10 protein-coding genes are annotated in these 12,053 nt (G+C 35.2%); 9 read left to right on the top strand and 1 reads right to left on the bottom strand.

Features of this window, described 5'->3' with window-relative positions; all coding sequences use genetic code 11:
- Window positions 1-2 precede the first annotated feature (2 nt).
- Genes DKL56_RS07450 through DKL56_RS07440 form a run of 3 tightly spaced genes read left to right on the top strand, consistent with a single transcriptional unit; the run spans window position 3 to window position 4,026 of the window.
- On the top strand, window positions 3-1,256 hold the full coding sequence (locus DKL56_RS07450) for an MFS transporter (protein WP_046307949.1): 1,254 nt from the start codon (window positions 3-5) through the stop codon (window positions 1,254-1,256).
- A gap of 10 nt (window positions 1,257-1,266) precedes the next feature.
- A complete protein-coding gene (locus tag DKL56_RS07445) occupies window positions 1,267-2,748 on the top strand; it encodes an FAD-dependent oxidoreductase (RefSeq protein ID WP_046307948.1) in 1,482 nt (493 codons plus the stop codon).
- A gap of 21 nt (window positions 2,749-2,769) precedes the next feature.
- Window positions 2,770-4,026 (top strand): MFS transporter, encoded by a 1,257-nt coding sequence (locus DKL56_RS07440; protein WP_109715954.1) that lies wholly within the window; start codon window positions 2,770-2,772, stop codon window positions 4,024-4,026.
- Between the two features lie 67 nt (window positions 4,027-4,093).
- On the opposite strand, the gene DKL56_RS07435 is transcribed toward DKL56_RS07440, so the two are convergent.
- A complete protein-coding gene (locus tag DKL56_RS07435) occupies window positions 4,094-5,536 on the bottom strand; it encodes a vinyl phenol reductase (protein WP_162542525.1) in 1,443 nt (480 codons plus the stop codon).
- Window positions 5,537-5,604: 68 nt separating this feature from the next.
- Here DKL56_RS07435 and DKL56_RS07430 point away from each other — a divergent pair, with 68 nt between their 5' ends.
- The 6 genes from DKL56_RS07430 (at window position 5,605) to DKL56_RS07405 (ending at window position 12,046) form a co-directional block, all read left to right on the top strand.
- Window positions 5,605-6,537 carry a LysR family transcriptional regulator gene (locus tag DKL56_RS07430; RefSeq protein WP_162542524.1) on the top strand — a complete coding sequence of 311 codons (933 nt, stop codon included), beginning with the start codon at window positions 5,605-5,607 and terminating at the stop codon, window positions 6,535-6,537.
- Between the two features lie 95 nt (window positions 6,538-6,632).
- Complete coding sequence (locus DKL56_RS07425; RefSeq protein WP_162542523.1) at window positions 6,633-9,353, top strand: sigma 54-interacting transcriptional regulator; 2,721 nt, start codon at window positions 6,633-6,635, stop codon at window positions 9,351-9,353.
- Between the two features lie 171 nt (window positions 9,354-9,524).
- Window positions 9,525-10,019: a PTS sugar transporter subunit IIB gene (locus tag DKL56_RS07420; RefSeq protein ID WP_109715950.1), complete on the top strand. Its 495-nt coding sequence runs from the start codon at window positions 9,525-9,527 to the stop codon at window positions 10,017-10,019.
- A gap of 1 nt (window position 10,020) precedes the next feature.
- Window positions 10,021-10,812, top strand: a complete 792-nt coding sequence (locus DKL56_RS07415; RefSeq protein WP_046307936.1) for a PTS mannose/fructose/sorbose/N-acetylgalactosamine transporter subunit IIC — start codon at window positions 10,021-10,023, stop codon at window positions 10,810-10,812.
- Between the two features lies 1 nt (window position 10,813).
- Window positions 10,814-11,632, top strand: a complete 819-nt coding sequence (locus tag DKL56_RS07410) for a PTS system mannose/fructose/sorbose family transporter subunit IID (RefSeq protein WP_046307934.1) — start codon at window positions 10,814-10,816, stop codon at window positions 11,630-11,632.
- Window positions 11,633-11,641: 9 nt separating this feature from the next.
- The gene (locus DKL56_RS07405) at window positions 11,642-12,046 is read left to right on the top strand and encodes a PTS sugar transporter subunit IIA domain-containing protein (protein WP_109715949.1); all 405 of its coding nucleotides are present in this window, start codon (window positions 11,642-11,644) and stop codon (window positions 12,044-12,046) included.
- The last annotated feature ends 7 nt before the right edge of the window (window positions 12,047-12,053 follow it).

Here is a 12,053-nt window from a genome sequence, read left to right as displayed (position 1 = left end):
AAATGAGTAATAAACAGAAAATATATCCATGGCTAATGATAGTCACTACAGGACTACTTTGTGGTATCGTGGCGGGTGTCTTTACACAAGTTATGGGCCTATTTTTAACACCACTAGCTAACTCAATTGGCGGTGGAAAATTGGGCTCAGTTTCTTACTATTATACCGTATTAATTTTGGCAACAGCCGTTGGTACAACGCTAGTTGGTAAGTTTATTCACAAAGTTAATGTTTCAATGATTCTTTTAGGATCCATTGTAGTTGCAGCAGTTTCAACATGGCTATTTTCAATGGCTAATAGTGTTATTGCATTTTATATTTTAGCTGCGATTGTTGGTATTTGCTGTGGTTTCAGTGGTTATGTTGTCCAAGGTGTAGTAATAAATAATTGGTTTGTTAAAAGAAAAAACTTTGCTTTTACAGCAGGTGCTTTCTTTAACACAATTTTTTTAGCAGTTATTACTCCAGTTGCTTCACAAATAATTCAAAGTAACGGTTGGCGGAGAGCTTTCATCATTTTGGCAATCATAATGCTAGTTATCGGAATACCATGTTCTTTGTTTACTAAAGTTGAGCCAGCTAAATTAGGTCTGTTGCCTTATGGTGTCTCCTCCCAGGCTGAGTTGGCCCAAATTAACGATGATGCTGATGCAGAAGCTGGAAATAGCTCGAATACAAGTAAGGTGCTCTTCTCTTTATCATTCGTCTTAGTTCTAATTTTCTTCTGCTTCAATGAATTTGCGGGTAACATGACATCACTTTGGCCATCATTTGCTGAAGGAATCGGCTTTGGTGCAAATGTTGGTGGCTTAATTGCAACCATCATTACTGTAGCTGATTTAGCTATGACCCCATTATTTGGTGTAACAACTGACCACTTTGGCGGAAGAAAGGCACTTCCATGGTGGCTACTTCTAACTATTTTGGCACCAATTTTGATGATTATTGCTAACCAAACCAGAATGATTCCTTTGGCTTTAGCCGCAGCCATTCCAGCAGATGCAATTTCAGTTGTAATGGGCTCAGGTGAACAAGTTTTTGCCAAAGATATCTTAGGTAAAGACTTTGATGCAGGCTATTCATACGCTAGTTCTATTACTTATGTTGTTAGTGCGTTTGCTACACCAGTTTTAAGTAATATTGCAGATGCAACACACAATTGGAACATTGTAGTTGGAATTGTTGCGCTTTGCGAGTTAGTCGTTTTGTTAGCAGTAATTTATGGCGAAAATAGAGCAAAAAGATTAGCAGATTAGGAGAAATAAAATGAACACAAACGAATATGATGTAATTGTAGTTGGTGCCAGCAATGCTGGTGGCATGGCAGCATGTGCAGCTGCTGAAAAGGGTGCTAAGGTTTTAGTAATTGATAAAATGAAAAGTACTAACTTTTTATATCGCTTATCACTTGCTGCGGTCGGGACAAAAGCACAGAAAAAAGCAGGAATTGAAATTGATAAGTATCAATTAATCAATTACTTATCTGCTTTTGCCCAAGATAACGTTGACCAAAAGTTACTTTGGACATGGGTTAATAATAGTGCTTCTACAGTTGATTGGCTTGAAGACAATGTTTTAAAGCCTCATGGTGCTCACTTATATCCTGAAACAGACGCACATTATCAGACCTTAATTAATACAGCTTTTCCTACAGAACACGATGTTACCAATGATAAGCATGAGGATGTCTTTTATGGAGACTGGGTCGTAGAAAAAGCTAAAGAGCTTGGTGCAGAATTTTTGTGGCAAACTAAATTAGAGCATCTAATCACAGAAGACGGTACTGTAACTGGTGTATTAACAAAAAACACTAAGACATCAGAATTAAAAGAGTTCAAAGCTAAGAAGGGTGTCATTATTTGTTCTGGAGGATATGGCTCAAACGAGGCCTTAATGCAAAAATGGAATCCACTTGGCTTGAAGAAAAATGTTTACTCCGATAGTCCACGTGATGATGGTTCTGGTCAATTAGCGGCTGTTGAAGTCGGTGCTTGGCGTGATGAAGAACCAGCTGAAATCATTTTTGATCGCGGGTCCGTGCCAGTAGGAACCAATACAAACGAATATTACGTTAAGTCTTGGGAAGATATTGGTTATTTCTGGATGGGAAGCTACCCACTTTTGAAATTGAACTTAAATGGTGACCGCGTAGGTAACGAAAGTGCTCCTTATGAATTTGATATGAATAGAGCAACTAAGCAACCAGGCTATTTGCAAGTAGCGATTTGGAATGATGCAACAATGGATAATTTAGAACAGTTCCATACTTTAGGCTGTGCACGATTGAATTGGCCAGGTTTTTATAATACCGATGAAAACAAAGAAGAAATAAACACTAGAATAAAAGAAGGCTTTATTCAAAAAGCAGATACAGTTGAAGAACTGGCTAAAAAGTTAAACTTACCAGTTGAAAATCTAAAAAACAGTGTAGATAACTATAATAAGATGTGTGCTCAGGGTAAGGATACAGAGTTTGGTAAAGAGAGCTTTAGACTTCTGCCACTTACAGAAGGTTCATATTATGGTGCTGTGTATGGTGGACGCTTATTAGCGACATTGGATGGTCTTAGAGTAAACACAAAAATGCAAGTACTTAATACACAAGGAAACGCAATTCCACATTTGTACGCTGCAGGTAATGCTAGTGGTGGATTTTTCTGGGGGTCATATCCAGATCATGTTCCAGGCTTAACTGCTAGTCATGCTCAGACTTTTGGCAGACTAGCTGGACAACAAGCCGCTTTATAATTAGTTGTTTTTTTAAAAACAATGTTTATTGGAAAAAACATTAGGGAGTCCAAATTAGCTAGGATTTATCCGTGGTTAATTGTCTTGGCATCTGGACTGCTGATGAGTTTACTTGAGTATACTTACACTTTACTATTTAGTTTATTTTTAAATCCGTTAGTAGAATCTTTGAATAGCAGAATGTCAATAGTAGCGCTGTATTATACATTAATTAGCTTTTCAATTTCAGCAATGCTACCAATAATTAATCGAGTAATTGACCGAATTAGTTTGAGCAAAATCACCCTTACTGCCGTTATAGTTGGCACTATAAGCATATGGTTCTTTTCAAAAATTAATCGAATTTGGGAGTTATACTTACTTGCGATTGTTGTAGGAATTTGTAGTGCTACTTGTGGAACTGTAGTCCAAGGTATAGTTCTTAATAATTGGTTTGCTAAAAGAAAAAATTTTGCTTTTACAATGGGGTCATTTGTTTCGACTATTTATTTGTTGATTATGACACCACTGATAACTTATCTCATCAATATTTGTGGTTGGAGACAAACAATGCTAATTCTTGCGTGGATGACGCTAATATTAGGAGTGCCATGTGCATTATTAATGAAAGCAAGTCCACAAATGATTGGATTGAAGCCTTATGGGATAAGTGATGATGAAACAGGGAAAACAGATAAGGGGTATCTGGCCAAAAAAGTAGATCCAAAAAAGATAATTTTTTCGCGACCGTTTATAATTACACTAATCTTTTTCATAGCAATTACTTTTGCTTCTAATATGAGTCAACTTTTTCCAACCTATGCAGTTAAAGTCGGTTTTGGAGCTACAGTAGGCGGATTAATGGAAACAATTATGACAGGTGTTGATATTTTAATTACACCCTTGTTTGCAATAACTACTGAAAAATTTGGTGGTAAGAAAGCTCTCCCAGTATGGACTTTTTTGGGGTTATGCACTTTTCCTCTTTTAATCTCAGCAACAAATAAGCATATAGAAGCCTTTGCACTTATTAGTGCAATCGGTGCGGATATTCTAACAGATATTTATGGACCTGGTGAGCAGATTTTTGCTAAGGACATTCTAGGAACAAATTTTGCTAAGGGCTATTCGTATATTAATTCGATTACTTATTTGGTGGGTGCATTTGCAGTGCCGGCAGTTAGTCTAGTTTATGAATTATCATTGAATTGGAATTTTGTCTTTATGTTAGGAATAGGCTTATTAGTATTAATGCTAATAATGCTAGCATATGGTTATTGCAAAGTTAAAAATAAATAGAAGAAAAGGGGCTGCCCAGCTAATTACTGAGCACCCCTTTTTGTTAATGGTAAAGTTAAAGCTCCTGCTACGCCTTTACTATATTATCAACAGCATTTCTAGCTGAGTAGATACAGTAGCCTGCATGAGTTCCACTAACTTCAACACCATATGTGTCGCCATAGATGACTCCAGAGCCGTCACTTCCAATTGCATATAAATGCTTTATTTCATGTCCATCGTTGTCAATAACTTCATTGTTGACATTAACTTTCAGCCCATCACCCGTAGTGAAAGCACCAACTTCCATTTCTAATGCATAGAATGGCCCCTGAGTAATTGGTAATAAGTATTTTGCAGGTTTACCAAAATCAGTGTCTAACTCAGTAGCTGCCATTTTATTGTACTTATTAATGCTTTCAACAAGATTGGGAGCTGAAATCTTTTCAGCAAGGTCTGCTATAAAATCACTTACAGTAATGAAACTAAGCTTCTTGTCCAAGGCAACCTTAATTTCTTTTTTCAAATTAGGGTAATTAGGTAATTCATAAAAGGGATGTAAATCTAACGGAAAACTCTTTTCGGTGAAGTCATCAATCGTTTTTTGATCAAAAATAGCAAAAACCCGATCTTGACGTAGCATTGAGTTCCCTTCATTGGCCCAATTGGTCACGCAGTCATATTCATTAACAAAACGATCACCGTTTTCATTAATCCATAAAACTGGCTCATCACACACTGCACTACCAAGATTCCAGTCAGAGAGTTCGTAGGCTGGTACCTGATTAGTTTTATCATAAATTTGGCCACCAAAGTTCATTGTCATTCCGGTAAAGAACTTTCGTGCACCCACAGACCAGGCCATTTGTAAGCCGTCGCCAGTGCTTTTTCCAGAATTTACGGCCACAATTTTTTGAGGATTATACTTATGCGCATTGGCCATTAACTCAGGGTTGTTTAGATAACCTCCTGTTGCCAAAATGACGTCTTTAGCACTAATCGTCTGAGTCGAATTGTCGGTAACATTAATTAAATTAAGCTGAAAGCTTCCAGAAGAAGTAGTAGTTAGTCCTTCTGCACGTGTGAGCGTCTTAATTTCGACTCCTTTAGATTTAATATAAGGTTCCAAACCATCATGGATAGCTTTATCACCATATCCCTCAAAAAGATGCCAAGTCGAAAAACCGGACCCCATATTAACGACGTCTTTAAATTTTACTCCATGCTTTTCCAGCCACTCGATATTTTCTGCTGAATGTTCAATGTACTTTTTCCAAATTAAGCCGTTGGCTTCATAATGTGAATAATCTAATTCAGCTTGGAGAATACTTTCTGGTGTGATATCGATCCCTGCCTGCTTTTGCATTTTGGATTGAACTGCAAAAACACCTTCAACATAATTGCCAGTTCCACCGGTAGTGCGACCTTTTTCGACAAGTAATGTTTTAAGGCTTTTATCTGCTGCCTCTGTTGCTGCTGCAAAGCCGGACAAACCTCCACCAATAACTACAACATCATAATTATCTGTCATTTTGCTTTTTTCCTTTCTACTATTACACATTAATAGTATTCCCTGGGAAATAAGTTGGTTTTTAAAAATTGGAATATGCTATTACTAAAAGGAATAATAAAATGAATTTCACACAACTTCGCTGTTTTATTTACGTTGCTGATAATCTAAGTTTTACGACAGCAGCACGCAAACTTAATTTCTCACAATCAGCAATTTCCAAAAACCTTAACGATTTGGAAAAAGAACTTAAGACCCGTTTACTCGTCAGAAACCCTCATAAGATTGCTTTAACTTTAGATGGTGAGTATTTTTATCAAGTTGCAGTTAATATTCTTAAAGAAAAGGATAATGCAATTTTAAATATCACTAAATCGCATCAAAAGGAATTGTTTGGCAACGTGAATATAGGTCTGGATTATTCGCCTTTTGAACGGGCCTTTCTACCTACTTTGATAAGGCAATGTAAACCAACCAGTTTTGACTTTACAGTTAATTACTTAGGTGATTACGTTTCTCAACTAACAGATGGCAAGGTTGATATTGCTATTCTTTCCGATGATATTATTAAGAGTGCTTCAGGACTGAATTTTGTTTCTCTAATTTCTGGTGAGTTTGTCTTAATGTATAACGCAAATGCTAACTTTGATTTTGGCAAAAAGGTGAGTATTACTGAACTGAAAAACACTTGTGTATTAGTTCCTTTTACTGATCGCTCATATCCAAGTATTTACCACCTTAATCAAGTGCTATGCCAAAAACTTAATGCAGAAAATATTAAAACAGTTGATAATTATTTTTTGATGTACGATTATATTTCAGCTACAGTAAATCAAGTTGCAATTATGCCTAATTTTGTAGTTGACCTTAATAAAAAGGGATTTAAATACTCTTATTTAAACTATAGTGATCCTTTTTCCTATGGAGTGGCATATCCGATGCATAAAGAGAATGATACGTTATTTCAAAGAATCATAGCCATACTAAAAGAAATAGTACCCACTAATATACTGCCTAAATAAAGCTGTTTAGGTATTGGTGACTTTGATATTCTAACTTGAACAGTTTCTATAAAACCGCTAACATGGTGATAAGATTATGTAATGGGGAAATTAGCATGAATGTAAAAGAACAACTGCTAGAAATAATTAAGAACGAACATCAAGATGAAGATCATTATCTAACGACGAATCAATTAGCTGAAAAAATTGATATTAAGCGTAATACTGTCAGCCATTATTTAAATCAATTAGTTAAAGAAAATAAATTAATTAAAATAAATACTCGTCCAGCTATCTTTATTGATAAGGAGACTGCTGAGAAAAAAGCAAAAAGTGAGTTAAAAAATGAATATGATAGTATTCAAAGCTTACATAGCGAATATCAGCATCAAGATGTTTTTGCTAGTGTAATTGGGAATGATAAATCTCTTTATAGTCAAATAAAGAAATTGAAGGCAGCGGCCTCATATCCGGGAAGTTTGCCTGTACTAATAAATGGTCAAACAGGCACGGGTAAAAGCTATATTGCTAGAAAGTACTTTGATTATTGTGTAGCAGAGGGATATATTCCTGCGGATGGTAAATTTGTTAGCTTTAACTGTGCAGAATATGCTGATAATCCTGAATTACTAACTAGCACGCTTTTTGGCTATGTTAAAGGAGCCTTTACTGGTGCCGATGATGACCATCCTGGTCTTTTCGATGATGCAGATGGAGGTATGCTGTTTTTAGATGAAGTGCACCGACTTGATCCTAAAGGACAAGAGAAATTGTTTTCTTATCTTGATACGGGAATGATTTCGCCGTTAGGTGATGCTGGTAAAAATAAAAAGGTTAACGTTAGACTAATATGTGCTACAACGGAAAATGTTGAAAGTAATTTTTTAGCGACTTTTATCCGGCGAATACCAGTACAAATTACTATGCCACCGTTAAATGAACGGACAATAAATGAAATTAGTGCTTTAATTATTTATTTTTATATAGAACATGCAAAAAAAATAAATAAAGCAATCAAAATTAATAATCAAGTCTTTTCTACGTTAACCAATACAAGTTTCACAAATAATATTGGCCAATTGAAAAATGATGTGCTTTTGTCAGTAGCCAGTGCTCTTGAGAAGAATCCTCAAGCAGATACTGTAAGTATAAAGCTTGCCGACTTACCGCAATCTATTTTGCTTACAAGTGCTAATGAAGAAGAAGTGCTAACGCCTAGCAAAGCTGACCTGATTATCAGACCCAAAAGCAATGTTGCAGACTTTTTAGAAAATCAGCAGCGTGATAGCTACATCAAAAAAACAATTGAAAAAATCTTTCTGCTATATAGGCAGGAAGATTTTACAAATTTTAAAACCAAGGCCTTTGAGGCAATCAACTCATTATGTGATTATTTGATTTTTAAAAAAGATGATTTGAATATAGGTGAGTTACCGCTTGAATTAATCAAGAATATGCTTAACCGCAAGGTTGGGTATCTTCAAGATAACCTTAATAATGATTTCAATGGGAATATTATAGTTGCTATTTCTTATTATTTTTATTTCCGTCAGGAAAACCATTGGCAGGTTACTATTGAGGATAGTAAGTTAGTTGATGAAATAATCGGTAAAATGAATGAGGCGAATTATATTAAACCAGTTGTGCAGCTGATTATAGACACGATTGGTAACACCTTGAATTTATATACTGATGAAATTGATCAATTATTTTTGACCATATACCTTGAAAGCGTCCAACGCGAAAAGAATTCAGATCTAATTCACTGTATATTACTAGCACATGGATATTCAACGGCAAGTAGTATTGCGGACACGGTTAATAAAATAATTGGTGAGCCGCTACTTGATTCATTTGATATGCCTATTGATATTAAACCTGAAGACATTGCACAAAAAGTGTCAGATTACATTCATGTTCGTCATGTAAAAGATGGCATAATTTTAATGGCTGATATGGGTTCATTAGAAAAAATTCCTGAATTGTTAAAAACAGAAATAAATTTTCCAATTGTAATATTTAATAATGTTTCAACACAGTTAGCATTATTTGCGGCTGACTATATCAAAAAGAAAAAGCCAATTGAAGCAATGATTAAAAATATGAACGATAGTATTCATAATGATTATCGAATTATTTATCCTAAAATGATTAAACAGGATGTAATTATTGTTTGTTGCACAACTGGTGTGGGTACAGCAATCAAAATCAAAGATATGATAAAAGAAAGTTTGCCAAGCAAAACAAAAGTTGTAGTTAAAGCTTATTCCTATGATTCATTAAAAATTGAAGATCAAGAAAATGCAATTAAGCGTAAATACAACATCTTGACAGTTATTGGAACAGCTAACCCTGAATATCAAAACATTCCATTTATATCGATTGATCAGCTAGTGAACGGTTCTAAACTAAACGTACTAAAAGACGTACTAAAGGGCGACTTAAACAGTCAAGATTTATATGAGTTTAACGATTCTATACTTAGGAACTTTAGTATTGAACGAGTTATTAACTCATTAACAATTTTAGACACCACGGCAGTAATTAAAAATATTGGAACATGCATTGAACGGCTAAACAAGTGCTTGGATAAGAGATTATCTAATCAAACTGTAATGTCTCTATATGTTCATATTAGTTGCATGATTGAACGAATTATCCGCAATCAGTCATTAGAAAATGGTCCACGTGATTTTCAGGAAGACCAAAATAACAAAAAGGGGATGGCTGATATTCGCATGGCATTAAAGCCGCTTGAAGAGATTTATAATATAAAGATACCTTTAACTGAGATTCAATATATCTATGAATTAGTATTTAATTCTGGAAATCAATAGAAATAACTTTTGACACTATAGCTCTGCTTATTGAGACAGTGTCAAACCAGTAAACAAAAAAGAGAAACCAGCAGCATATAGTACTGCTGGTTTTTTTAGACACTAACTTGGCACGATAATTGCTAATAAAATGGTGAAAGCAATAAACATTATTCTTAAGGAGGAATAAGCATGAGTGTTGTATTAGCAAGAATAGATAATCGGTTGTTACATGGAATCATTGTAACGCAATGGGCGCCACAGTCAGGATCCAATCGTGTAATGGTAATTGATGATGATACGGCAAACAATGCGGTTAGCAAGGCAACTATGAAAATGGCTCGCCCAGCTGGTAATGCAATTTCAATCATTACAGAAGAAAAAGCACTAACTAATTTTAAGAGTGGAAAATATGATCCAGAGAAATTACTTATCTTGGCTAAGGAGCCTAAAACTTTTCTCGATTTAGTTAATAGTGGGATCAAAATTGACAAACTAATTATTGGTGGAACAACTGCACGTGAAAACGGCATTGAAATTTCAAAAAGGGCATTTGCAGACGATGCTGAAATTGCAGACTATGAAAAATTACTAGAAAAGGGTGTTGAACTAATTTCACAGTATGTTCCTGCTGATAAAGAAGTTGTTGTGACCAAAGAGTTTTTAGAAGATAGGAAGAATAAATAATATGCACTTTACAGTTTTACAAATAATTCTTTTAACACTTTTAGCTTTTATTAAGCATATTGATTACTACGGTATACCGATGCTATTTGTCAATTATCCTGTATTTTGGGGTTTATTTACAGGTATCATCATGGGCGATGTTCAAACAGGTTTATTAGTTGGTGGTACAGTTCAATTAATGTCATTGGGTGTAGCTGGCTTTGGTGGTTCATCAGTACCAGATTACGGAACGACTGCAATTATCGCAACTGCCTTTGGTGTTTCGATGGGTAAGAGTGCTGGTTTAGCAATCGGATTACCAGTTGGGATGTTAGGTGTCCAATTAGATGTTATCGTTAAGATTTTGAACGGTTTCGTTGCTAAAAAAGCTAAGAGCTATGCTGATGCACGTGAATTTAAAAAGATGAACGCCGTAACATGGTTAGGACCAATCTTCTTTGGTTTGTCTGCAGCTATCCCAGTTTTCATTTCAGTTACTTTAGGTCAATCAGCTGTTAACTTTATACTACAAGTTATGCCGAAATGGTTCATGAGTGGTTTAACAATTGCTGGTGAAATGTTACCTGCTGTCGGAATTGCAATGTTACTTAACTATATGCCTACCGGTAAATTAGTTAATTACTTATTAATTGGGTTCTTCTTGGCAGCCTTCTTAAAAGTTCCAATTATCGGTGCTGCAATTATTGGTTTTGCCGCTGCATTTTCAACTTACAAACAAGCTGAAAAAGAAGGTCAGGCTAGAGCAGCTGCTGATGCTGCAAATGTAACTTCTGGTATTGGAGAGGATGAATAGAATGAATAAGAAAAATCAAAAAGATGTTTATGGTCCAATTGTAACTAAGAAAGACTTACACAAGGCTAATTACCGCTGGCTGATGAGTGTTGAGACATACAATTACGAAACTCAACAAGGTGCTTCTGTAGCCTATGCATTGTCTCCAATTTTGCGTAAAATATATAAGAATGATGATGATTATGTAGAAGCTTTGGACAATCATTTCCAATACTACAATACTCAACCTTGGCTTGCTGCTATTGTTTTGGGTGCTTGTGTGGCAATGGAAGAAAAGCAAGGTTTAGCTGCTAAGACCGCAATTAACGATTTTAAAGTTGGTACAATGGGACCATTAGCTGGAATCGGAGACTCATTATTAATGACAATGATTCCAACGATTATGGGTTCAATTGCTGCCTATATGGCTTTACAAAATAATCCATTTGGAATTTTGCTTTGGGGAGTTCTAATTGCAATTATCTTTTTCCTTCGTATGCATTGTTTCGAGTTTGGTTATCGTCAAGGGTCAAAAATTATTACCGAATACGGTGATAAAATTAATTATTTAACAGAAGCTGCTTCTGTTTTGGGAATTACAGTTGTTGGTTCATTAATTGGCTCGGTTATCTCAGTTACTTCACCATTAAAATTTCAGTTTGGTAAAGTTTCAATGCAGATTCAACCAATGTTAGACAAAATATTGCCACAAATGATTCCGGCATTACTTGTTTTGTTAGCTTATAAGCTATTGAAGTCAAAGAAACTAAGTATGACTTGGGTTATTTTGTTATTTATTGTAATCGCAATGTTTGGAGCAGCTTTTGGATTTTTAAAGTAAGGAATACCTATGAAGAAAATAATTGTTATTACTCATTACACGCTGGCAAAAGGCTATCAAGAAACGTTAACTGGTTTAACAAGCGATCAAAAAATTGTCTCTTCGATTTGTGCTTACATGGATAATGAAGGAACAGATGAATTGAAGGATAGAATTAGCAAATTGCTTAATCCAGATGATGAGTTTTACTTGCTGACAGATTTGGGTTTTGGTAGCGTCAATCAAGTTGTTAGTCAATTCATGTCTGACAACGTTCATGTGATTACGGGCGTTAATTTACCCTTCACACTTGAACTCGCTTTAGCAGTAAAAAATAACCAACCAATCAATATTGCTAATATGGTTGATGAAGCAAGACAACAATTATTTCAGGTATCAACGATTGATTCAACTGGCGATGACGATGATGAATAGGTGAGAT

Origin of the sequence: Lactobacillus apis (genome assembly GCF_003150935.1) — a bacterium.
In the GTDB taxonomy this organism is placed as follows: Bacteria; Bacillota; Bacilli; order Lactobacillales; family Lactobacillaceae; genus Lactobacillus; species Lactobacillus apis.
Note: the sequence above shows the minus strand (reverse complement) of the source record. Positions and strands in the feature narration are given on the sequence as shown.